Below are 22,418 nucleotides of genomic sequence, written 5' to 3' on the forward strand. Positions count from 1 at the left end.
CCCGCAATCGCCGTTTATCCTTGCGGGGTACGTTCCTTGCTCTCTAGCAGAACGCCGAGGTTCTCCCTTTCTTCGCCTATCGACGCATGGCCACCAAACTCTTCAACCCCAGCGCCACCGCCGCCCCGGACGCGGCGATCTCCGCCGAGGCGATGGACCGCCTGCGACCCCGGCTGGAGCGGGTGTTGCGGAAGATCTGCCCGCCCTGGTTGAAGAGCCAGTCGGACGATCTGGTGCAGGTGGCGATGCTGCGACTTGTCGATGTTCTCGCAGCGAGTGAGCAAGAACGCACCTTCAATTCGTCCTATCTGTACAAGGTCGCCTACAGCGCGTTGGTCGACGAGATCCGGCGGTTGCGCCGGCGGCGCGAAGTGGCGATCGAGGACGACGAAGGAGAACCGATGCCGATTGAAGCGAGGGTCCCGGACCCGGAGGCGCGCACCGCAGGGAGCCAGTTGCGAGACGAAATCGCTGAGTGTTTGAAGAGGTTGATCGCGCCACGGCGTGCCGCCGTGGTGCTCCATCTACACGGTCACTCGGCCGCCGAAGCGGCGGACCTGGGTGGCTGGGGGTTGAAACAAGCCCGCAATCTGATCCAGCGCGGGCGGGCTGATCTCCGCGCCTGCCTCGCCGGCAAGGGGCTCCAGCCATGACCCGGCAAGACGGTGAGCGGGAGCGGCTGAGCCGGGCGCTGCGCGAAGGTGCCGGACGAACGGAAAGATCATCGGACATCGCGTCGGAAACCGTGTGGGCGGCCGTGCGCGGGGAACTGCCGCCGGCGGAGTTGCGCGAGCTGTTGGACCGCTCCATCGAGGATCCGGACCTGGCGCTCGAATGGCAGTTGGCGCGCGAACTCCAGGCCGAGCTGGCGGAGGACGAAAGGCAGCGCTCGGAGATGGCGACTCCGCCCTCCCGATGGCGTGGTCTTTCCGCGGTAGCCGCCGCCCTGCTGGTGGCGGTGATGGCGTCGTGGTTCATTTTCCAGCCGGAACAGAAACCGGTCTACCGGGACCCTGCCGGAGCGGCGATCGAGTCGCTGCTGCCGGCCGACGCGGAGCTGTCGAGCGAATCGCTCGTCCTGCGCTGGAGCGGTCCGCCGGAGGGGCGCTACCGGATCTCCGTCCTGCGTCAGACCGATCTGCGAGAGGTCTTCCGGGCGGCGGATCTGGAAGTCGGTCCGGACGGCGAAGGTGCCGTCGAACTGCCGCCGACGGTCGTCGACGGTCTGGCCGCGGACGGCGTGCTGCTGTGGCGGGTGGAGGCGGAGTTGCCGGATGGTGAACCCCTCCAATCCCAGACCTTCCGGGTGCTCTGGAAACCGGATTTGGTAGAACTCCCCGAGGCGAGCCGCCCAGCACCGGGCGAGTAGGCACTTCCTCTCCCACCATCTCAAGAGAATCGACTCGCCGGATCGGCGAGTCCGAAGGGTCGATCGATGGACCCACGCGGTGCCGGTCTGTTGGCCTCCGCAGCCTGCCGTTGCTCGAGCCCAAGAAAGTTTGAGTCATTCGGATCCCCATCGTCGTTCTTTCGAGTGGGTCGGCAAGACCCACCGAAGAACAACGAACTCGATGACAATCCCTCACCTGCACGATTCGGAGGAACCCGAAATGACCCGCAATACCAACGCACCGAAGACTCTGCAAACGCTCCTTCACTTCATCGCCGCGCTGCTTCTGGCGACCGCTGTCCATGCCGTGGGTGGCGTGACCTCGAACCCCGGTGACGATCCCATGTCGACGCGCTACGCCGCCCTGTGGACCGCCTCGCCGGGCGAGGCGCGCATCGCCTCCGAAGAGACCCTCACCGCGTTCGACCTGGAGAACGCCGCATTTGAACAACAGGGCTTTCGGCTGGTCGACTTCGAAACCATTGGATTCGGCGACGAGCGCCTCTATGTGGGCCTGTGGCACGAGGTGCCGGGGGACGCGCGGCCGGTCGAGAACGCCTCCCTGCTGGTCGTCGACTATCCCTTCGATGGCATTGCCGGGGTGATTTCGAATCACTCCGCCACCGGCTACCAGCTCGTGGATATCGAGGTCTATTCGATGAGCGGAAACCTGATGGTCGCCGCCGTGTTTCATCCGGGCGATGCTCCGCCGCGCTACGGTGTCGGCCTGTCCGCTCAGGAGTTGTACGAGGCGAAGTGGTACAACGAGAGCCAGGGGCGTCGCCAGGTGGACATCGAGGAGTACTACGATGCCAGCGGGAAACGGTACTTTGCGGCGATCTGGGCGCAGGGGGTGGAGTCCTCGCCGGAAACCACCCTGGGCGTCGGCCTACCGTGGCAGGGGATCCTTGACCTGAGTGCCGGCATGACCTGCGGCCGCCATTTGACGGATCTGGAGCTGATGCCGGGGCGCGACGCCGAGCAGGACGAATGGACCGCCGCCGGCCTGTGGACGGCGCCGGCGGTGGCTGAGTCGGTACTGTTTCCGGCGACGTGGGAAGAGGTGGAGGCGCGCCTCGACGCGCCCTTCCCGGGCCCGGTGCCGCCGGCGTCGGAAGGTGGACTGCTGATCGACCTGGAGATCCTGTGGCACTACGCCGGGGAGATCGAGTCGTCCCTGGGGGCGGATCACGACGGGCCTCTGATTCCCAACGCCCAGCCGTCAGAGGGCTCTTGATCGTTGCGCGGGGTAGGCGGTCCACGGGGATCGCCTACGATGGTCCTTTCCTTGGGAGGGAACGAAGAATGAATCGATTTGCGGCATTGCGGGCATTCAGGGTGTGGGCGATGGGGTGCGGCGTTCTGGTGGCCGCTTCCTGTTCCGCCCAACCGGCGGATGAGCTGGTGCTGGATACGGGCGACGAGGGGTTCGTCACTCGCTACGGGGGCCTGTGGGAGGCCGGACCGGGTGCGGCCCGCGTCGCTGCGGAAGAGGATCTGGCCGCCTTTCGGGCTCAAGACTCTACCTTCGAGGAGCAAGGCTTTCGCCTGGTCGACTTCGAAACCTGGGGTTCGGCGGACGATCGCCTGTTCGTCGGTCTGTGGCACGAGACTCCGGCGGCACAGCGGCGGGGGCCGGCTGCCGAATTGGTGGTCGACGCCTCCCTCACCGGCATCGGCGACTTGGTCGAGAGGTATGCCGGCCGGAACTTCCGGATGGTGGATATCGAGATCTACCGCTCAGTGGGGGGCGAACAGGTCGTCGCTGCGGTATTTCATCCCGGCGAGGGCGACCATCCGTTCCGGGTCGGCCTCTCGGCCGCGGCCCTCTACGACGAGAAAGAAGACCTGCAAGCGAACGGCTTTCGCATCATCGACGTGGAGACCTACTACGACGCCGAGGGGGAACGTCGGAACGCGGCTCTCTGGGCACCGGCCGGGGCCGCCACTCCCGACAGCGATCTGGCCCTCGCCGGTGCGTGGGCTGGAGTTCTCGACGTGAGCGCCAGCCTCTGCGACCGCGGCCTGGAGGACTTCGAGTACCTGTCCGTACCGATGGCCCGGGGCCTCGGCTGGTCCGCCGTCTGGTCGGCACCGGCGCGTGAGCAATCGGTACATTTCCCGATTCTGTGGGAGGAGCTGACCGATCTGGTGAGCCCGCCACCGGCTTCGCGGACGGCAGGGACGAGTCCCGGTCGGCTGGTCGACATCGAGATCTTGATCCGGATCCCCAGCGGAGCCGAAATTGAATCCTCCCTCGGCGCCGACCACGACGGACCCCTGCTCCCCGGCGGACCAGGGCCGCCGCCGCAGGGACCCTGACCCGCGGCGGATCGCAGGGCTTCGGTAGGATCGTCCCCGATCAAGGGAGAAGAACGATCGGAGCCCGCGCCAAATCAGGTAGGGGTCTCGGGGTGTCCGGGGCCGCCTTCGCATGCATTCTCGCTTTAGGATGCGGTGCGCCTCCAGCCGCGGCCGACTCTCCCCTCGCTGCCTGCGAAGGTTCCTTTGCGGCGGACCGCGACGACTGGAACGGCTGTGCCTGCTTCTTTCCCTTGGCCCGGGATCCGGCCACCGGCGAAGAAGCCCGGCGACGGCTGATCGAACTGACGGAGTCCGCGCCGGAGCTCCCCTGCCCCTTCTTCTACCTCGCCAGCCTCCGCTTCGCCGACGGACAAGATCCCGCTGGCGCCTACGCCCGAGCGATCGGGCTCTACGCCGGCCGGGAGCAGTGGCAGGGGGAGTTCTATGCCCGCATGAGCCTGGCCCGCTGGCACCGCGGCCGGGCCGAGTTCGAGCAGGCTCTGGCGCAGATGGACGGCGCCGTGGCGGCGGCTCGCAGGCTGGAGGATCGCCCCCTCGCGGACCGCACCGAACTCGAATTCATCAGCCTCGCCCTGAGCCGGGGAGACGATCTGATCGGACTGGAGAAGCGGCTGGTGGCCCTGCAACAGCGTCTGGGCGATGGCGCCGCCGAGGAGCTGAAGCTCGAAGTGGCCGACAAGCTGGCGCGGGTGCGCTTCCGCCTCGGCGATCTCGACCGCGCCCAGCGCGCCTTCGACCACCTCGCCGAGCAGTACCGCGAGCGCGGCGACTCTTACGCCGAGGCGACGGCGCGGCTCAACGCCGCGGCCTGTTCGCTGCAGGGTTTTCCGGCGCCGGCCGAGCAGGCCGCCGCCCGCAGTCGCCTGGCCGAAGCGCTGGCGGTGGCGGAGCAGGCCGGCAATCTGCGCATCCAGGTGATCGCGCTGCGCAAGCTGGGAGAACTCGAACCCGCGAGGGAGGGCGTCGAGCTGCTTCGCCGCAGCCTCGAGATCGCCCGTCGACTGGACGAGCCGGAGGTGCTCTACGCTTCTCTCCTCGCCTATGCCTCGCGGCTGCCGAAGGCTTCGCAGGTCGAGTCCCTCCTGGCCGAGGCGGAGGCGGTTCGCCCGGCGGACGGCACGGCCAGTTTCTTGGCCGAAGGCTGGCTCCACCGGCTGCGCACCGTTTGGCGGATCCACCCGCCGGCTCAGGCGATGGTGGAATCTTCCGCCGTGCTCGACGAGATCGAACGCCTGCGCCTCGGCCAGACGGCGGCACGGGCCGAGTACTTCTCCCTCTGGCTGCCGGCCCACCAATGGCTGGCGGGCAACCTCTACGCCCGGGCTGCCTGGCTGCACGGCGGGACGGACCCGCCTTCGCCGATCGACCCTAAAACCCCGGCGCCGTTGCCCTTGCCGGTGCTCGAGACCTCTTGGCTCGACCGCGCCTTCACGGTGACCGAGCGCATGCGGGGGCGCATTCTGCTGGACACCGCTTCCTCGGCCGCCCCGCCAAGGCTCGTTTCCCTGGAAGAAGTGCGCCGCACCTTGGCTCCCGACGAGGCCGTGCTGTCCTTCCAGCTCAGCCTGTGGCGAAACTTCTATGGGCGCTTCGAGGGAGGGGCCTGGCTGCTGGTGGTGACCCGCGACGCCAGCCATCTCTACGCCCTGCCCGACGCCCAGCACTTCGATCCGGCGCTGCGCCACTTCGGGGGCCTGTTCGAGGCGCGGAACGGCAGCGAGGCGACCGCCGCCCGGGTGATCGCCGATCACCTCCTCGCCCCGGCCCTGGCGGACCTGCCGCCGTCGGTTGAACACCTCGTGCTGGTGCCCGACGGCGCGCTGCATCGGCTGCCCTTCGGGGCCCTACCGGACGCCGAAGGCCGCCCCTTGATCGAACGCTTTCGCCTGTCGCGGGTTCCCTCGGCGACCCTCTGGCATCGCTGGCGGCGGCAGGCGCGGGCGGTGGAACGGCCGGTTGCGGAGGCGCGGGCGCCGGCGCTGGTGATCGCGGCTCCGGCCGCCGGCCCGGAGGGCTCGTCCTGGGATCCGTTGCCCGGCGCCCTGGCGGAGGGCCGCCGAGTGGTGCGCCGGCTGGGTGGCGACAGCGAGCTGCTGAGCGGCGCCGAGGCGAGCGAGAGGCGGGTGAAGGCCGCCTCCGGGGAGCGGTACCAGGTGCTGCACTTCGCAACCCATGCCCTGGCCGAGAGCCGGCGGGCGGGCGAGGCCGGCGTCGTGCTCGCGGCCGGCGAGGGAGACGACGGACTCCTCACCCCGCAAGAGATCTCCGGCCTGCCTTTGGACGGCGAGTTGGTGGTGCTGGCGGCTTGCCGCAGCGGCTCCGGCCGGGTGCTCTATGGCGAGGGACCGATGAGCCTGGCCCGTTCCTTCTTCCAGGCCGGCGCCAGGACCGTGGTGGCGAGCCTCTGGCGCCTGCGGGACGACGAGGCGGCGGACCTGTTCCGCGACTTCTACCGCCACCTCGGGCGTGGAGAGAGCGTCGCCACGGCCCTGGCTGCGGCTCAGCGAGAAAGGCGCCAGGGCGGCGCTCCGGCGGTCGCCTGGGCTGGCGTGGTGGTCCTGGGGGACGGTGCGGTGGTGCCGTTCCCGGGCGGTTCGCCGGGCACCGACGGTCACCGGCTGTGGTGGTGGATCGCGCTGGGGTTCGGGATGATGCTGATCGCCCTCGTCCGGCGAGCCCGCCGGCGGGGCTAATGCGCCGCCGGAATCCTGAGCGCTCGACGGGTCGTAGGATGAATTGAATCGGGCCGGCGAGACGGCTCACCCCGGAGTCCGTGGCCGGCAGGCACGGGTGGGGAAGGACATGGGATGAAAAGCAAGCGTTGGAGCAAGAAGCGGAAGATCCTCTCCGCGATCGTGGCCGTCGTGCTGCTATTGCTGGCCGTGCCCTGCGCGGTGATGGGGCCGTATGTCCTGCGGGTTCAGCGCTTCGAGGCGGAACCCGAACTCGGGTACCACGCGCCCTTTTTCGTCTACGCGTCTCCCGGCTCTCGCCGGGCCGCCGAGGCGGGCGAGCCGGTGACGATGCTCGTTCAGCCCAACAATTCCGGAATCCCCTCCGACGATGCGGAGGTCCACTCGAAGGACGCCTGGTGGACGGCCTTCGGCCGCCACGGTTTGGCCGACGAACTCGAAGTGGTGCTGTTGGTGCCGGCCTTCGTTCGTCCGTGGGAGGACTGGCAGATCTACACCCACGCGCTGGATCGCGATGTCCTCACCACCGAGCGCCGGGATCTCGCACGGGTCGACCTTCAGCTCCTGGCGATGGTGGAACAGGCCCGCAAGTCGCTCGCGGCGGAGGGGATCCGGGTGGAGGAGCGGTTCCTGCTGCAAGGCTACTCGGCGAGCGGCATGTTCGCCAACCGATTCGCCGTGCTGCACCCGCGGCGAGTCAAGGCGGTGGCGGCGGGTTCGCCCGGTGGCTGGCCGATCGCTCCCCTGGCTCGCTGGCAAGACGAGAGCCTGCCCTATCCCATCGGCATCGCCGATCTCGAAGAGCTGACCGGAGCGCCGTTCGACACAGAGGCCTATGCCGAGGTCCCTCAACTGCTGGTGATGGGCTCCTTGGACGACAACGACTCGGTGGATTTCCGAGACGGTTGGGACGAAGAACCGGCCGCCACCGTCGATCGCCTGTTCGGCGCCACTCCCCTCGACCGTTGGGATGATGCGGAGAAGGTGTACCGACAAGCAGGAGCCCAGGCGCGGTTTCTCCTGGTCGACGGCGTCGACCACGACCGCCGCGCGTTGCAGGAGCATTCGACGCGGTTCTTCGCAGAGATCCTCGGCCACTAGGCGTTCAGCCCACCAGTGTGACCGATGCGGTGCCATGGTAGAATAATGGTATGAGAGTTACCATCGATCAGGCAGGTCGACTCGTCGTTCCAAAGACCTTGCGCGACGCTCTGCGGTTGGAAGCGGGCACGACGCTTGAGATCCGGGCTCGCGAGGGTCTCCTAGAACTCGAGCCGGTTGCAGTGCCGATGCGCTTGGTTCGGCGGGGAAAAGGCCTGGTCGCGACGACCGACGAACCACTGCCGAGAATCGGTGCCGAAGAGGTGCGAGAGGTGATGGATCTCCTGCGGCGATGATCGCCGTCGACAGTTCCATCGCGATTGCCGGGTTCGGAGATTGGCACGAGCTTCACGAGCCCGCCCGTGACCTTCTCGACGAGGGCGTGGCGATTCCCGCTCACGCCATGCTGGAGACCTATTCCGTTCTCACGGGGTTCCCGCCGCCTCACCGAGCCGCACCTCGCCTGGTTCGCTCGTGGCTGGACGACCGCTTTGCCACGATTCTCCCGTCGCCCGAGGTCGAGAAGCAGCAAGGCTTCTTGCGGGACCTCGCCGAGGTAGGGCGCACCGGTGGAGCCGTCTACGACGCCCTCGTGGCCTTGACCGCAAAGCGAGCGGACGCCGTGTTGGCGACGGCGGATGTGCGCGCCTCGGCGGTGTATGAATTGGTTGGAGTCGAGCTGCACTACCTGGCTTGAACTTCCGTTTGTCTCTGCGGCGATCGGCGACCGGACCCTCCGAAAGCATCAAGTCAGCCGGCGGCGCAGTAGCGCCGCCGGCTGACGACTAGGAGGACCCTCCTCCGATCTGGCGCTGATTCATGAACTCCAGCAAAGCGATTGGATGAAATGGGCCACGCCCGCTGAGGCGCTGCCTTGGCGGGTGATGGTGGCGCTGTCGTTGCTCGTTCGCCAACTGATGACCTTGAGCTTGCTGTCGCTGTCCGCCACCGCCGTTTGAATGCGGTTGTTGGCGCAGGCCGTTCCGGAAACCCGGTAGATCTCGCCGGCCGAAGCCTGGCCCAGACGGGTCACCGCGCCGGATCCTGGGGACACGGACCAGGTGATGATCTTGAAGTTGCCGTCGTCGTCTCCGAGCACCGTCGCCAGCCGAGGACCGTTCAGGGCAAAGGCGTCGAGACCTCGTTCGACCTTGCCGGCCGTCGCATCGCCCAGGCGGCTGATCTGGCCGTTGGAGGCGATGTCCCAGGCGATGATCTTCAGGTTCCAGTTGGAATCGAGAACCACCGTCGTCAGGAGGGTTTCGCCGAGGCGCACCACCCGCACGAACTCGATTTCGCCGGCCGAGGTGTCGGCGAGGCGGCTGACCTGACCGGAGTTGGAAATCCTCCAGGTGATGATCTTGAGGTGGTCGTCGCTGTCCCTCACGGCCGTCGCCACGAGGTTCGAGGAGCCGATGAAGGTGGCGTCGACCACCTTCGTCCTGCCGCCTTGGGCACTGCCCTGGCGACGGATGCGTCCGTCGTTTCGGACGCCCCAGGCGATGACCTTGAGATCGCCTGCCGAATCGATCACCGCCGTCACCAGGCAATTGTCCGCGGAGGTGGTGGAGACCCCCAGCACCTCGCCGGCTCCGGCGCTATGGAGCCGCCGCAGTTGGCCATTGTCGGTGACCTGCCAGGAGATGATCTTGAGCTTGTCCGATGCGGTGCGCACCGTCGTCGCCAGGCGCCGGTCGCGCAGTCGGCTGATGTCCATGGTGAAGTGGTCGCCGATCTGTCCGGCCGAGGCGCTGCCCTGGCGGGTCACCTCTCCGTCATCCGAGATGTCCCAGTGAATGAGTTTGAGTTGGTCCTGGTTGTCGCGAATGGCCGTCACCATGCCGGCATCGGCGAGGGCGGTATCGGCTCCCAGGAAGGTCAGGGCGAGCAGTATCGCCACGGTGAAGGTGATGCCGCGGGCACGCATCCGAGGGTGGGGGTTGGACATGATGTTCTCCTTTGAGTCCAAGTTGGGGGTCCCTCACCGCCTCAGTGCGAAGCAGCAAGGGACCACCGTTGAGGAGCATCGAAGTCGAATCCCGCGTGCATGAGCTGACGACTACAAGACCTACTGAGGTGAGGAACGAACCTCGGCGGGTGAATGCCTCACGGCCTTTGCCGGGGGGCTGAACAAGTGAAGCCGGCGACGCGGAGGCGCCGCCGGCTTCGAGTGGATCGCTGGAGGATCCGTTAGGGCTCTAGCGCCACCTCCCAGGAGGAGATGCGGATCTCGCCGTCGGACTGTCTCGCCACCGACACCGCCTGGCGGCGGTTGGTGGGGTTGACGAACATGGCGTTGCCGAGGGCGACCCAGGTCACCTCCTCGGCGGTCGCCTCGCCGTGGACTTCGATGCTGCCGTCGTTCGCGATGTTCCAGCCGATCAGCTTGAAGTGCCCGGAGCCGCGAACCACCGCCGTCAAGGCGTGGGAATCGCCGCCGTCGGATACGGCGACGTCTTCGACCGGGCCTCCCACATAGTCGTCCAGGCGGTTGATGACGCCATTGGCCTGGACTTCCCAGGTGACCAGGTAGAGGTTGCCGGCGGCATTTTCCGCCGCGGTGAGAAAGCGGTCCTTGCCGTTGACCACGCCGAGGTAGGCGATGTCGAGGTCCCACACCGGCAGGTCGTCGTAGTCGCCGAGGACGCCGACGGAGCTCTCGTCGTTGGAGACCAACCAGCTACTGAGGCGCAGGAGCCCGCCGCCGGTGCGTACCGCCGTCACCACGCCGCCGAAGGTCGGCGCGGTGGCGACGGCGACGCTGCTGATCGGGCCGTGGCTGTCGCTGTCACCCTCCTGGATGACGCCCCAACCGTCGACCTCCCAGCCGGTGACTCGCAGATCTCCGCTCTCCGTGCGGGCAGCGGTGACCACCCCGGGTAGATGCGGCGAAGAGGTCACCGCGACGTCGAGAATCGAGTCGCCGGCGACGGCGCTGCTGCGCAGGCCGAGAAAGCCGTCCCAGACGGTCATCTGCAGTTCGTCGTTGTCGTTCTGTACGGCGGTGACGAAGTCGTTGGTCACCGAGGTTTTGGCCAAGGCGGCTCGTTTGGCGGAGGGGATGGGCATCTTGTCGCCGAACCAGAGGTCGCCGTTGCCGTCCCGTCCCACGGTGCGGAGCGTCAACCCGCCCTGGTCGAGGGACTGCGCCACGGCGATGGTGTCTGAATCCAGATCCAGCACGTCGATGTTCCAGCCGTCGCCGGTCGCCAGGCTGTCCCGGCGGAGGAGCGGCGAGGGCCAAACGATCAGCTCCTCCCAGGGTAGGCCCTTGCCGTCGACGTATTGCCAGTCGGCGTTGCCGAGGGGTGGATCCGGGTGGGTGTTGCGGTCGACGATGAAGGTGTCGCGAAACAGGATTGGAAATCCCTGGCCGCCGCGCCGGATGTGTACGTGGAGATGGGGGGCGGTCGACGAACCGGAGTTGCCGGCCAGTCCCAGGAAGTCTCCGGCCTTGACCACCGCGCCGACGAAGCAGAGAGCCGGATTGGTGCTGCCGTTGATGAAGTGGACGTAGGAAGCCCGCTCGCTACCGTGCATGATCCCGAAGCCGTTGCCGGAGCCGGTACCGGACTGCCGGGGAACGTTGTCCGCGACGCCGTCGGTGCAGGCCTGGACCACGCCGTCGGCCATGGCATAGATCGGCTTGCCCCACACCAGCCAATCCTCGTTTTCATCGCCGTTTTCCGGCTCTCCGGGGGCGAGCGGATGAAAGGGCGTCCATTCGCCCGCATCGGGATCCCAGCGCCCCACGCCCATGTCGTAGGCGAACATCTGATCCGAGGTGCGTCGGTGGGCGTCGGCCTCCGCCTTGCTGCGGCCGGACCAGAACTCACCGGGCGCCAGATCGTTGGTCGAAGCCGGAAACAAGAAGCCACCGCGGGGTTGATCGTTGTAGTAGGCGACGGCGGGGATGAGTGTCACCAGCGGACTGTAGTCCGTGAAGAACATGTTCATGGTGATCCACTCCGGCACCCACGGTTCGATGCGGGTGTCATCGGTCAGCATCAGGCGACAGGTTTCTCCCGGGTTGATCCGTCCGCTGGTGGTCAGGGTCTGCAGGGCACCGCTGCCGCAGCGCATCAAGGCCTGGGGAGCGAGGCTGTTGGCGAAGGGGGTGAATCCGGCACCGAATACCAGGTCGACACCGGCGAGTTCCACCCGGGTCGGCTCGTCATTGCGCAGCGTCACGTTGAAGGAGATCTCGTAGGTCTCGTCGTCGAGTGAGGTCTGCGCCGCCAGCGGAAAGGCCTGGGCGGCATTCGCCAGGGACGGCTGAAGGTCGAGAATGGTGACGTTCGGCTGCGCCAGAACGGGGAGGGTGAGAAGGCTGGCGGTGACCGCCAGAGCGAGGACGTGAGGGCGAAGAAACTTCATGATGCAGCTTCCTTCCAGATGATGGTTGAGGGCGGCCCCGTGGGGCCGGTGCGCTGAGACGGCTCGGCGCCTGAGGGAGGAACGACGAGGGGTGAGCGAATGACTCACTCGGAAGAAATTCCGGGCTTGAAAAAAAGAAGCCGGCGACGCTGATGCGCCGCCGGCTCGCAGGGCTTCGATTGGTGGAGCCTCTAGGGCTCGAGGGCCACCTCCCAGGAGGAGATGCGCCAGTCGCCGTCGGTTTCCCGCACCACCGAAACGGCTTGGCGGCGGTTGGTGGGGTTGACCAACATGGCGTTGCCAATGGCGACCCGGCTCACCTCTTCGGCGACGGCCTCGCCGTGGCGTTCGATGGTGCCGTCGGAGGCGATGTCCCAGCCGATCAGCTTGAACTTGTCGTCCCCCTGGATCACCGCCGTCAGGGCGTGGGAGTCGCCGCCGTCGGACACCGACACGTCTTCGACCGGTCCGCCGAAGGCCTCGTCCAGGCGGTGGATGTCGCCGTTGCCCTCGACCTCCCAGGTGACCAGGTAGAGATTGCCGGCGGCGTTCTCGGCCGCCGTCAAGAAGCGGTCGCGGCCGTTGACCTCGCCGAGGTAGGCGATGTCGAGATCCCACACCGGCTGATCGGTGTAGTCGTCCCGCCAGTCGACAAAGTTCTCGTTGTTGGAGACCACCCAGCTACTCAACCGCAGCTCGCCGCCGCCGGTGCGCACGGCGGTCACCACCCCGCCCATGGCCGGCGCCGTGGCGATGGCGACACTGCTGATCGGACCGTGGACGTCGTTGCCGCCTTTCTGCACATTGCCCCAGTTGTCCACCTGCCAGCCGGTGACCTGGAGCGAGCCGCCATCGGTGCGCACGGCGGTCACCACCCCCGGCATGTGCGGTGAGGTGGTCGCGGCGACATCGAGAATCTGGCCGCCGCTGGCGTCGCCCTGGCGGCCGATGAATCCGTCCCAGGCGATCACTTTGAGTTGGTCGCTCTCTGTCTGCACCGCCGTGACGAACTGGCTGGTGACGGAGGGCTTGGCGAGGGCGACTCGCTTGATCGAGGCTTCCAGCTCTTTTTCGAAGGGCGAGAGGTCCCCGTTGCCGATGCGGCCCCAGGTGCGCAGCTCCATGCTGCCGGACTCGTGGGTCCGCGCCTCCACCACCGTGTCGGCGCTCAGGTCGAGAAGGTCGATGCTCCAAGCGGTGCCCGCCGTGAGGGTGTCCCGGCGGCGAAGCGGCGAAGGCCAGATGACCAGCTCCTCCCAGGGAATGCCCTTGCCGTCGACGTACTCCCAGTCGGCGTTGCCGTTCGGCGGATCGAGGTAGGTGTTGCGGTCGACCAGGAAGGCGTCCCGAAACAATAGCGGGAAGCCCTGGCCGCCGCGCTGCACATGCACGTGGAGGTGGGGCGCCGAGGACCAGCCGGAGTTGCCGGCTAGGCCGAGGAAGTCGCCCGCCTGGACCGCGGCGCCGTTGAAGCAGATGGCGCCGTTGGTGCTGCCGTTCATCAAGTGAAGGTAGCTCGCCCGCTCCGGGCCGTGATCGATCACGAAGCTGTTGGAGGTGTTGCCGCGCACGCCGGGCACGTTGTCGGCGATGCCGTCGGTACAGGAGCGCACCACGCCGTCGGCCATGGCGTAGATCGGTTTGCCCCACACCAGCCAATCCTCGTTCTCGTCGCCGTTGCCTGGCTCGCCGGGGTCGAGCGGATGGAATGCCGTCCAGACGCCGGCATCGGCGTCCCAGCGGGCTACGCCCGCATCGTAGGCGAACATCTGTCCCGGGCTTTGCCGATGGCTGTTGGCCGCGCCGGTGCTGCGGGTGGACCAGAACTCGTCCGGTGCCAGGTCGCTCACCTTGGCCGGGAACAAGAAGCCCCCGCGCGGTTGAGAGTTGGAGTAATTGACGATCGGGACGATCGTCGACAGCGGGCTGAAGCCGGAGAAGAACAGGTTGAGGGTGAACTGCTGCGGTACCCAGGGCTCGAGACGGGTGTCTTCCGTCAACAACAGCCGGCAGGTCTGCCCCGGGGCGATGCGGTTTTGCAGCGTGAGCGGAGTCATGTTGCCGCCGCCGCACTGCATCATCAGGGTGGGAAAGAGGCTCGACGTCATCGGCGTGAAGCCGGCGCCGAACACGAGGTCCGCGCTGACGAGTTCCACCCGAACCAGTTCGTCATTGCGCAGGGTCACGTCGAGGGAGATCTCGAAGGTCTCGTCGTCGAGAGAACTCGCCGCGGCCAACGGGAAGGCCTGAGCGTTGTTGGCAAAGGACGGCTGAATGTCGACGATCGCGACGTTCGGCTGCGCCAGAGCCGGCAGGGACAGGAGACTGGCGACGAGCGCCAGCGAGAGAGCGAGTGTGCGAAAAGTATTCATGACGTTCCTTCCTCGATTCGTTGAGTGAAAGGCCGGCGAGCGGAAAAACCGCCCGCCGGATTCATCGGCCGAGACTTCTCGGCGTCGAGGAAGGAACGAAGTCAGTGAGCCGAATGACTCATCGAGCCCTCAGAAAGTCAGTGCGCCATCGCGTGGCCGTTGATCTCCTTGTTGATCTTGGCGTTTTTCTTCATGAAGTCATCGAAGGCGGCTTGCGGCTGGGTGTTCTGGTTCGGGATGGTCATGACGTTGATCATCATGCCGCGGTCCTCGTGCTGCAGGATGTGGCAGTGGATCACGTAGACGCCGGTGAATTTGCTCACCCGGTGCTGCACCGTGACCGAACCGCCGTTCGGCGGCAGGTCGATGACGTCCTGCCAACGATCGAGGCGCGGGTCATTCGGATTGGTCTTTCGCACGCTGACGATGGCGCCGGTGCCATCATCTTCTTCGATGTCGAGGACCCAGAACGGACTCACATGGACGTGGAAGGGGTGGCGAACGGTCGAGACGTTGGTGATCTTCCAAAGCTCCTCGGTGCCGGAGCGGAGCGGCCAAGGGGTCTGCCCCTGGGGGCCGCGGCCTCCGTCGCCCGCAACCTTGCCCAGGTAGTCTTTCTGTCCCCGCATCACGCCGTTGACGATCTCGTTGTAGCTACGATCATTGATCAGGAAGGAACGCTGCTGGGTGCCGCTGTTCTCGATGTCGAAGGTCATCTGGCGCCGGATTGCTGTCCTTTGAGTGAAGGGGCGCAGATAGCCCGTGCTGTAGGGGGTCGTTTGCTGGAGCTTGATGAGGTGGGCGTTCAGTTCCTTCAGGAACTTCTCCAGGGGGATGGCGCCTGCCGCTGATTGCGGGGACAGGTCGGGTCCCGACACCTCGAAGGTCATGAGTTCGCGAACGAACTTCTGCCGCGCCACGGCCATCTTGGCCGCATCGGCCTGACGGGACAAGACGGCCGGATCGTCGCGCAGGCCGATTTCTCCCTCCATCATCAGTGAGAAGGAACCCTCCTCCGTCGGCAGGAAGTAGACATCGGCACGGTTCCCCGGAGCGAGTACCAGGGGATTCGCCTGGTCATAGGCAATAAATTGGCCGCCGGCATTCGTCGGCAAGGAGGTGAGATTGACGCCGTCGAAGGCCGCGAGATACATCGGATAACCCTCGATCCACAGGCTCTTGTAATCGCTTCTCCTGGAACCGGCGTTGATGATGCGAAGCCGCTGAACCGCAACGTCCTGCTGAACTTGGGCCCGCGGACGCTCCAGTCCGTTGATCCGGAGGGTCGGAAGACCGATGAGTTCTTGCCCGTCGGCGGACAGCCTCGGCGCGCCGCCACCCGCGCCTGCGGCGTTCCCTGAGTCCGGATCGAGTCCGCCTCCGTCGCCGAACTGCATGACCAGCACTCGTTCCTGTACCGGGAACCCCGGTGGATTCAGGCCTTGGCCGGGAGGTGCGTCGACAATCAAGGCCCCCGCCATTCCTCCCTGCACCTGGAGCGCCGTGGCGCCGTGGAGATGTGCGTGGTACCAGTGCGTGCCGGGCGCGTGATCGGGCGGCAGGGCATAGGTGTAGGTATTGTTTCGGCGCTGATCGATCTTGAGCAGCACGTTGTCGGCGCGCCCGGCGGGTGAAACATGGAAGCCGTGGGTGTGGAGGTTGGTGACGGCGGACTGGGAGGCGAGGAACTCCTTGACCTTGTCCGAGTCCTGGTTGCCGACCACCGGCGGACTGAAGGCCTGCAGGTCTGCGACGGTGAGCTTTTCCAGCGCGTTGTAGAGCCGAATCCCCAGGTTGGCACCGGGCGAAACGTGGATCTCGGGTCCCGGAAAGGTGCCGTTGTAGGTGAGATGGCGCTGGCCGGTGTCGTCGATCTGCTGACTGGCGATCAGGGTCACCAATGCATCGTTGCCGCCTTCGAGACGGTCCATCGAGCGGAAGAGGGGACGTTCGTCGCTCGGTGGATCCTGGGCCAAGGCGGCAGGCACCGCAAGGCAGACGGCAGCCATCAGGGCAAGGGCGAGGAGCGGATATGGACGAATCCAGATGCCGGTCGAGAAACGGTGCGCTGGATGATGCATGAGTCCTCCCTCGATGGATGTGCTCGAACAGCACGCCGGATGGGGGCTCCCACTGACGAGAGGTTGTAGATCCGGCCTCTCTTGGATTGGAACCCGAAGACACCTCAGGTCCCCGAGACAGCGCGTCGCGCAAGCTGTTTTTAATGGTTCTCTCAATACTAAGTGTAGTGCCAGGCGGATTCATTTCAGGACGAGTCGCCGGAGGACTCCGGCTCTTTGGGCATCTTCCATCCCATTCTGCTCTTGCCCCCCGGCTATTGCTGGACATGGTCTTTTGCGCTTTGACGTATAGCGGCTCGGCTAATCGAGTCGCTATTAGACCTAAGGAGGAAGTGTTTATGCGTCGTATCTTCCTTGTTGGACTCGCCTTGACCGTGATGGCGGCGATCGCCTCGACGGCCATGGCGCAGATTCAGCGCACCCAGCTCCAGCCGATCGGCCCTGTGCGGTACCAGCCGGTGAACAAGATCTTCGACTACTGGGAGACCTCCGGGGGCACCCACGTCGATGTCGATCTGCCGGCCGGCTTCTTCGGACCGGGTTCGGACGCTGGGTCCTACACCATCGACCTGGTCGGTCAGCCCTTCGGTCCGGGTGCCGGGCAGGGATTGCCGGCGAACGCCGACACCTCCGTGCGCCGGTTGAAGGACCCCAAGCCGTCGGGCATCGGCCAGTCGGCGACCACGTCCATCAAGATGAGGGGCTTGAGCCTCGCCAGTACCTCACCGATCACGGTGACCTACAACGGCGGCGGCAGTCCTGAGTTTTGGGATGTCCACGTCGGGCTGTCGAGCTCTGCGCCGCAGCCCTGGGGATCTCTGACCGCCACCAAGACCTGGTCCGGCGGCGGCACCTTCGACAGCAGCCTGACGGTGATCCCGGAGTTCACCTTCACCCGCGTGTCGAACGGCACCATCATGGTGCTGGACGTCGGCGAGCCGAGCTCGGGAGTTCCCGCCAGCACGATCACCGCCGCCGGCACGCACTACATCTCCAACTATCCCGGCAAGTCCGGTGCCTTCCACCCCGGCTACAGCCAGGGGCCGACCCCTGAGCAGATCGCCTACGTCGAGTTCTCGAACAACTGCGCCGAGCATGAGGCGGAGCCCTGCGAGGACTGCCCCGAGGACGGTCCGGATGTTGAGCCGATCGACGAGCACGAGCCCTTCGAGCCCGTCGTGCACGGTGTCCACTAACTTTTGATCTTCGGTCTCCCCGACCGAGAACGCGCCGTGCCGCCGGCGCACGTATCCTCCCCCCACAGTACGTCTGCCCTGCCAGGCCAAGCCCTTGCCGAAGGCCTAGCCACCGATCCCCCGGGCCTGCCGCGAACGGCCGACAGCCGAGGGACCGGAAGGCGAACTCAGCGCCCGGATGTACCCGAGGCGATGATCACGCCGATGTCCCGGCGAACGCGCGGGTCGTCCAGATCCTTCGCACCTATTCCCCGCCTTGGCCTTTCCCGCTTTGTTGGGTAGCGGCCCGGTGTTCGGGCCGCTGTTGACTCAAGGAGGTAGTGCTTATGCGTCGTATCTTCGTTGCCGGCCTCGCATTGACCGTGATGGCGGCGATCGCCTCAGCGGCCGGGGCTCAGATTCGTACCCAAACCCAGGCCCATCCGGCGGGTCCGTTCCAATACCAGCCGGTGAACAAGATCTTCGACTACTGGAAGACGTCCGGCGGGACCCACGTCACCGTCGACATTCCGAACGGCTTCTTCGGACCCACCTCGATCGGCGAGGAGTACACGATCGACTGCGTCGGCGTTCCCTTCGGTCGGAGCGCCGGACATGGCCTGTCCGCCAACGCCGACACGTCCGTTCGCAGGGTGAGCGATCCGAACCTGCCGAACATCGGCGATACAACGACCGTCTCGATCAAGATGCACGGACTGAGCTTGGAAAGCATCAACCCCATTTCGGTGGACTACGGCAATGGATCGCCGACCGAGCTGTGGGACGTTCACGTCGGTCTGTCAACCGTTGCGCCCCAGCCGTGGGGCTCCCTGACGGCCACCAAGACCTGGTCCGGTGGCGGAACCTTCTCTAGTAGCTTGACGGTGATACCGCGCTTCAGCTTCACCCGCATCTCCGACGGTCAGATCGTGCATCTGGATGTCGGTGTGCCGAGTTGGGGCGTTCCGGCCAGCACGATCCAGGCGACCAACGGCCACTACGTCAAGAACCTGCCGGGCTTCTCCGGCAACTTCCACCCGGGCTACAGCCCGGGACCGACCCCCGAGCCTTTCAACTACTACGAGTTCTCGAACAACTGCGCCGAGCACGAGACGGAGCCCTGCGGCGAGGACTGCCCGGACGACGATCCCGACCTCGAGCCGGTCGATGAGGAGCCTGTCGAGCCCTTCGAGCCGATTGTGCACGGCGCCAACTAAACCACAGTACCCGGTCTCCCCGACCGAGAACGCGCCGTGCCGCCGGCGCGCTTTGCTTCCCCCGCAGCCTCCACCATTTTCTGAAGAACAATGCACCAAAACCCCGCCCGGCGATCCAAACGCCGAACGGGGCAACAGGGCGCTGAGCATTGCCCTCAGAGCCACGAGCGAAGCTCGTTGTCAACGGTTTGCTACTCGACGTGCTCCTTGGACGACGGTAGGCAGAGCAGCTCCGGCTGTTGCACCTTCAAAGTCTGCTCACCGAACTGGTTGCGCACCAGCACCTTGACCTCGCGCGGTTCGCTCTCCTCGATGATCTCGAAACATACGAGGTGGACTTCGGGATGCGGAATCGGCTCGAAGTTCTTGCTCACCGGGTTGCACAGGTAGCGTGGCCGGATCACCTGGTCGTGGCTCAGACCGAACTGGTCCCGCAGCCGGACCTCGCGCGGATCGAAGTTGTCGAACTCGAAGACTTCATAGCACTTATAGTGGTTGGCGAAGTCGTCGAAGGGGCCCGGCGAGTCTTGGGCCTGAGCGATCGGTACGACGAGGAGCAGGGCGGCGACAAGGATGAAGGGACGGACAGAGAACTTCATCGGTTCCTCCTTTTGAAAGGAAACGGATGGGGGCTCTCGAACCCCGATCTCGCGCGTGTTCCGAAGCCCGAGAGCGGTGACGCCGGTGTTGTGGCGTCCGGCGAAGAGGTCAGGCGCCGTCCTCTGTTTGTGTAGTGTCTAATGTTCGAAATATGTAGACAATCAGGTGCAATCTTCTGTCAGCCTTCGCGTTCCAGGCTGGCCGCTACGGCGGCTGTCGGCCCAGCCGCCGCCGAGTCTCCGCCGCCAGTTCCAACACCAGCGGCTGTAGCTCCGGCGCTCGGCGGGCCAGCTCGTCAAGCTGACGCTCGAAGGCGGCTTCATCCCCTCGCGCCACCGGGCCGGTGATGGCCTGCTCGAATTCCGGCAGGGCGTCTTCGGCGTGTTCGAGGGCGCCGCGGGCGAGTTCCAGGTAGCCTCGACTCACTTCCTGCGGCAGATCCAGGCGGCGGGCGAGGGCGCAGGCGGCGGCGACCAGGGTGACCACGCCGCCGGCGGAGAGGGTCGCCGCCAGGTGGTAGAGGATGCGGTCCGGGCCGGCGATCACGCCACTGGTGGCCCGCCAGCGTTCGGCGAGGATCCGGCCGGCTTCGCGGGCGCGCCGGTCGCCGTCCAGGGCGAAGAAGATGCCGACGCCTTCGGCGGGGTCTTCGAGCGGCTCCGGAAAGGCTTTGAGGGGGTGCAGGGTGCCCAGGGCAATCTCCGGCTGGAAGGTGCGCAGGGGCTCCAGGGCCGAGGCGCCCCGGTTGCCGGCAGTGTGCAGGACGACCGGTGCTTGCGGCCGCTCGGCGAGGGCCGCGACCACCGCGTCCAGGGCCGGATCGGAGACGGCGATGAGCAGAAGATCGCAGTCGTCGCTGGCGAAGCGTCCGAGCTTCGTGGCTGCGGCCCCGAAGCGTGCGGCCACCACCTCCGGAGTTCGCCGGCCGGCCAGGCGCCGAAGCTCGCCGCCGGTGGCGCGAAACCAGGCGCCGAGGCTACGCCCCACCTTGCCCGGGCCGACCAGGGCGAGGCTTGCCGGCCAAGGGGTTTTGATGGGTCTTTCCGAAGGTTTCACTGCGTTACAATAGCGACATGCTTCGGGAAGCGCCAACGGTGGAGTTGGATGCGCGGCATCGGGAGATCCTGCGCGCCATCATCGCCACCTACGTCCTGGAGGCGGAGCCGGTGAGTTCGCGGGCAGTCGCCAAGCAGGGAGGCCTCGGCCTGTCGGCGGCCACCATCCGCAACGTGATGGCCGATCTGGAAGACTGGGGCTATTTGGTGCAGCCGCACACTTCCGCCGGCCGGGTACCGACGCACTCGGCGTACCACTTGTTCATCGAGTCGATGATCGGGGAACGCAAGGTGCCGGCACGCCATCGGCGCTATATCCGTGAACACCTGTTGCCGTCGGCGGACGATCCGGAGCGCTTGATGTCCGCCACTTCTCACCTGCTGTCGGAGCTGACCGACCAGGTGGGCATCGTGGTGGGGCCGCCGGTTGCCGAGACGGTGCTGGAGTCCGTCAGCTTCGTGCCGATGAGCGGCCTCAAGGTGCTCTGCGTGGTGGTCTCGAAGTCCGGCTTTGTGGACAATAAGGTAGTGGAGACGAGCGAGGTCTTGACGCCGGAGACGTTGGTGGAGATTTCGAACTACCTGAACAGCAACTTCTCCGGCAGGACGCTGCGGGAAATTCGCGACCGGACTCTCGCGTTGATGGCCGAGGAGCGTGCCCAGATGGACCGCATGCTCTCGACGGCGCTGGAACTGGCCCGCGACGGCCTGGCGGTGCGCGAAGTTCAGGATGTGCGGGTGGACGGTGCTTCCACGGTGATCGGTCAGCCGGAACTGGCGGATCTCCAGCGGGTGAAGACCCTGATGGACACCTTCGCCAATCGCGTGCGGCTGGTCGATTTGCTCAACCGCTGCATGCAGGGCCCCGGACTGCGGGTGGTGATCGGCGAGGACAGCGATCTGACCTCCACCCTCGACTTCAGCCTGGTGGCGACGACCTACCGCTACGGCGACCGCTCGGAGGGCACGTTGGGAGTCTTCGGGCCGTCGCGCATGCAGTACCAGCGCATCGTGCCGCTGGTCGGTTTCGTCGGGCAGACCTTGAGCGACGCCCTGGACGAGGGGGCGATCCGCTCGGATTCGTGATAGCAAGGCGGTGGTAAGAGCCGCAGATGTGCGCGGGGACAGCGGGATGGTCTCCGATCTACTGATTGTTTGAAGATTGAATTGAGACCGAATCATCATGAACGAAACGAAGATGCGGTCGGATGCTATCGGTGAGTCGCCGGACGAGCTGGAACTCGACGGTGCCGAATCGGAGGATCTGGACGAGGCGATGGCCGAGGCGGTGGCGGCGGTCGAAGAGGTCGAAGGCCGGCACGAAGGCGACGAAGGATCGGAGGTCAGCCAGGAGGTGCTGGACCTGCGCCAGGAGGTGCGGGAACTGCGTGAGCGTTCCGTTCGCACGCTGGCGGACTTCGAGAACTACCGCAAGCGTTCGGAGCGGGAGCGCGGTGATCTGCGCCGCTATGCCCTGACCGAGGCGATGCGCGAAATGCTCTCGGTGGTGGACAACTTCGAGCGCGCGCTGACCGCCGGTGGCGGCTTCGACGACCTCAAGCAGGGGGTCGAGATGATCCTGCGCCAGATGAAGGATGTGCTGCGCCGGCAGGGCGTGGAGGAGGTCCCCGCGGAAGGGGAGCCCTTCGACCCGTCGGTGCACGAGGCGGTCTCTCGGCGCGAGGATCCGGCGGTGGTGGAGCCGGTGGTGGTCAAGGAGATGCAGAAGGGCTACCGCCTGCACGAGCGGCTGTTGCGTCCCTCCATTGTGGAGGTGGCGGTGCCGATCGAAGGCTCCGAGAACTGAAGTTTTTGCTGGTGGCTTGTGAGCGGTGAGGTCTACCCGATGCACCGGTTTGCAGGGTGCTGAAAAACTCAGGGGCGCTATTCGGCGTCGTGTTCCGAGCCTGTAGGGCTCGGCGGCGCCGGAGGCGCCGAAGATGGGGGTGAGCCCGTAAATGCTTTGCAGTTCGGGCAGGGGGGGCGCTTAGCCCCCCTGACCAAGAATCTAGCAGGGCTGCTGAAATCATAG

General features: G+C 66.2%; 18 protein-coding genes. 12 read left to right on the forward strand and 6 right to left on the reverse strand.

From position 1 onward, the window contains the following. Positions 1-86: 86 nt before the first annotated feature. The 8 genes from AAF481_06480 (at position 87) to AAF481_06515 (ending at position 8,206) form a co-directional block, all read left to right on the forward strand. Positions 87-653 carry an RNA polymerase sigma factor gene (locus AAF481_06480; GenBank protein ID MEM7480801.1) on the forward strand — a complete coding sequence of 189 codons (567 nt, stop codon included), beginning with the start codon at positions 87-89 and terminating at the stop codon, positions 651-653. Then, on the forward strand, positions 650-1,369 hold the full coding sequence (locus tag AAF481_06485; protein ID MEM7480802.1) for a hypothetical protein: 720 nt from the start codon (positions 650-652) through the stop codon (positions 1,367-1,369). Before AAF481_06480 ends, AAF481_06485 begins: the two co-directional genes overlap by 4 nt. A gap of 241 nt (positions 1,370-1,610) precedes the next feature. Next, positions 1,611-2,627 (forward strand): hypothetical protein, encoded by a 1,017-nt coding sequence (locus AAF481_06490; protein MEM7480803.1) that lies wholly within the window; start codon positions 1,611-1,613, stop codon positions 2,625-2,627. Positions 2,628-2,695: 68 nt separating this feature from the next. Next, complete coding sequence (locus tag AAF481_06495) at positions 2,696-3,712, forward strand: hypothetical protein (GenBank protein ID MEM7480804.1); 1,017 nt, start codon at positions 2,696-2,698, stop codon at positions 3,710-3,712. 92 nt (positions 3,713-3,804) lie between these two features. After that, on the forward strand, positions 3,805-6,408 hold the full coding sequence (locus AAF481_06500) for a CHAT domain-containing protein (protein MEM7480805.1): 2,604 nt from the start codon (positions 3,805-3,807) through the stop codon (positions 6,406-6,408). Positions 6,409-6,522: 114 nt separating this feature from the next. Beyond that, positions 6,523-7,509 (forward strand): hypothetical protein, encoded by a 987-nt coding sequence (locus AAF481_06505; GenBank protein MEM7480806.1) that lies wholly within the window; start codon positions 6,523-6,525, stop codon positions 7,507-7,509. 50 nt (positions 7,510-7,559) lie between these two features. Next, positions 7,560-7,805: an AbrB/MazE/SpoVT family DNA-binding domain-containing protein gene (locus AAF481_06510; protein MEM7480807.1), complete on the forward strand. Its 246-nt coding sequence runs from the start codon at positions 7,560-7,562 to the stop codon at positions 7,803-7,805. Further along, positions 7,802-8,206 (forward strand): PIN domain-containing protein, encoded by a 405-nt coding sequence (locus AAF481_06515; GenBank protein ID MEM7480808.1) that lies wholly within the window; start codon positions 7,802-7,804, stop codon positions 8,204-8,206. The genes AAF481_06510 and AAF481_06515 overlap by 4 nt, the downstream gene beginning before the upstream one ends. Positions 8,207-8,326: 120 nt before the next feature. On the opposite strand, the gene AAF481_06520 is transcribed toward AAF481_06515, so the two are convergent. The 4 genes from AAF481_06520 to AAF481_06535 all read right to left on the reverse strand — a co-directional run bounded on the left by AAF481_06520 (position 8,327) and on the right by AAF481_06535 (position 16,339). Then, complete coding sequence (locus AAF481_06520; protein MEM7480809.1) at positions 8,327-9,457, reverse strand: hypothetical protein; 1,131 nt, start codon at positions 9,455-9,457, stop codon at positions 8,327-8,329. Between the two features lie 242 nt (positions 9,458-9,699). After that, positions 9,700-11,886 (reverse strand): M23 family metallopeptidase, encoded by a 2,187-nt coding sequence (locus AAF481_06525; protein MEM7480810.1) that lies wholly within the window; start codon positions 11,884-11,886, stop codon positions 9,700-9,702. Between the two features lie 191 nt (positions 11,887-12,077). Continuing rightward, positions 12,078-14,258, reverse strand: a complete 2,181-nt coding sequence (locus AAF481_06530; protein ID MEM7480811.1) for a M23 family metallopeptidase — start codon at positions 14,256-14,258, stop codon at positions 12,078-12,080. 137 nt (positions 14,259-14,395) lie between these two features. After that, entirely contained in the window at positions 14,396-16,339 is a 1,944-nt protein-coding gene (locus tag AAF481_06535) for a multicopper oxidase family protein (protein MEM7480812.1), read from the reverse strand. Between the two features lie 338 nt (positions 16,340-16,677). Between AAF481_06535 and AAF481_06540 the strand changes: the two genes are divergently transcribed. Further along, the gene (locus tag AAF481_06540; protein ID MEM7480813.1) at positions 16,678-17,535 is read left to right on the forward strand and encodes a hypothetical protein; all 858 of its coding nucleotides are present in this window, start codon (positions 16,678-16,680) and stop codon (positions 17,533-17,535) included. Positions 17,536-17,861: 326 nt separating this feature from the next. Next, positions 17,862-18,731, forward strand: a complete 870-nt coding sequence (locus AAF481_06545; protein MEM7480814.1) for a hypothetical protein — start codon at positions 17,862-17,864, stop codon at positions 18,729-18,731. 191 nt (positions 18,732-18,922) lie between these two features. Here the strand turns inward: AAF481_06545 and AAF481_06550 are convergent, their stop codons facing one another. Further along, on the reverse strand, positions 18,923-19,330 hold the full coding sequence (locus tag AAF481_06550) for a hypothetical protein (GenBank protein MEM7480815.1): 408 nt from the start codon (positions 19,328-19,330) through the stop codon (positions 18,923-18,925). A 205-nt stretch (positions 19,331-19,535) separates the two neighbouring features. Further along, entirely contained in the window at positions 19,536-20,387 is an 852-nt protein-coding gene (locus tag AAF481_06555) for a DUF2520 domain-containing protein (protein MEM7480816.1), read from the reverse strand. A 17-nt stretch (positions 20,388-20,404) separates the two neighbouring features. Here AAF481_06555 and hrcA point away from each other — a divergent pair, with 17 nt between their 5' ends. Together hrcA and grpE are read left to right on the forward strand one after the other, a co-directional pair. Beyond that, on the forward strand, positions 20,405-21,472 hold the full coding sequence (hrcA, locus tag AAF481_06560; GenBank protein MEM7480817.1) for a heat-inducible transcriptional repressor HrcA: 1,068 nt from the start codon (positions 20,405-20,407) through the stop codon (positions 21,470-21,472). A 97-nt stretch (positions 21,473-21,569) separates the two neighbouring features. After that, positions 21,570-22,193: a nucleotide exchange factor GrpE gene (gene grpE, locus AAF481_06565; protein ID MEM7480818.1), complete on the forward strand. Its 624-nt coding sequence runs from the start codon at positions 21,570-21,572 to the stop codon at positions 22,191-22,193. The last annotated feature ends 225 nt before the right edge of the window (positions 22,194-22,418 follow it).

This window comes from Acidobacteriota bacterium, assembly GCA_039030395.1.
GTDB lineage: Bacteria > Acidobacteriota > Thermoanaerobaculia > Multivoradales > JBCCEF01 > JBCCEF01.

Excerpts from the sequence above, each read along its gene's own strand:
- AAF481_06485 (MEM7480802.1), top strand. The coding sequence starts at position 650 with ATGACCCGGCAAGACGGTGAGCGGGAGCGGCTGAGCCGGGCGCTGCGC.
- AAF481_06535 (MEM7480812.1), bottom strand. The coding sequence starts at position 16,339 with ATGCATCATCCAGCGCACCGTTTCTCGACCGGCATCTGGATTCGTCCA.
- AAF481_06490 (MEM7480803.1), top strand. The coding sequence starts at position 1,611 with ATGACCCGCAATACCAACGCACCGAAGACTCTGCAAACGCTCCTTCAC.
- AAF481_06520 (MEM7480809.1), bottom strand. The coding sequence starts at position 9,457 with ATGTCCAACCCCCACCCTCGGATGCGTGCCCGCGGCATCACCTTCACC.
- AAF481_06540 (MEM7480813.1), top strand. The coding sequence starts at position 16,678 with ATGCGTCGTATCTTCCTTGTTGGACTCGCCTTGACCGTGATGGCGGCG.
- AAF481_06505 (MEM7480806.1), top strand. The coding sequence starts at position 6,523 with ATGAAAAGCAAGCGTTGGAGCAAGAAGCGGAAGATCCTCTCCGCGATC.
- AAF481_06530 (MEM7480811.1), bottom strand. The coding sequence starts at position 14,258 with ATGAATACTTTTCGCACACTCGCTCTCTCGCTGGCGCTCGTCGCCAGT.
- hrcA (MEM7480817.1), top strand. The coding sequence starts at position 20,405 with ATGCTTCGGGAAGCGCCAACGGTGGAGTTGGATGCGCGGCATCGGGAG.
- AAF481_06510 (MEM7480807.1), top strand. The coding sequence starts at position 7,560 with ATGAGAGTTACCATCGATCAGGCAGGTCGACTCGTCGTTCCAAAGACC.
- AAF481_06480 (MEM7480801.1), top strand. The coding sequence starts at position 87 with ATGGCCACCAAACTCTTCAACCCCAGCGCCACCGCCGCCCCGGACGCG.
- AAF481_06550 (MEM7480815.1), bottom strand. The coding sequence starts at position 19,330 with ATGAAGTTCTCTGTCCGTCCCTTCATCCTTGTCGCCGCCCTGCTCCTC.
- AAF481_06495 (MEM7480804.1), top strand. The coding sequence starts at position 2,696 with ATGAATCGATTTGCGGCATTGCGGGCATTCAGGGTGTGGGCGATGGGG.
- AAF481_06515 (MEM7480808.1), top strand. The coding sequence starts at position 7,802 with ATGATCGCCGTCGACAGTTCCATCGCGATTGCCGGGTTCGGAGATTGG.
- AAF481_06525 (MEM7480810.1), bottom strand. The coding sequence starts at position 11,886 with ATGAAGTTTCTTCGCCCTCACGTCCTCGCTCTGGCGGTCACCGCCAGC.
- grpE (MEM7480818.1), top strand. The coding sequence starts at position 21,570 with ATGAACGAAACGAAGATGCGGTCGGATGCTATCGGTGAGTCGCCGGAC.
- AAF481_06545 (MEM7480814.1), top strand. The coding sequence starts at position 17,862 with ATGCGTCGTATCTTCGTTGCCGGCCTCGCATTGACCGTGATGGCGGCG.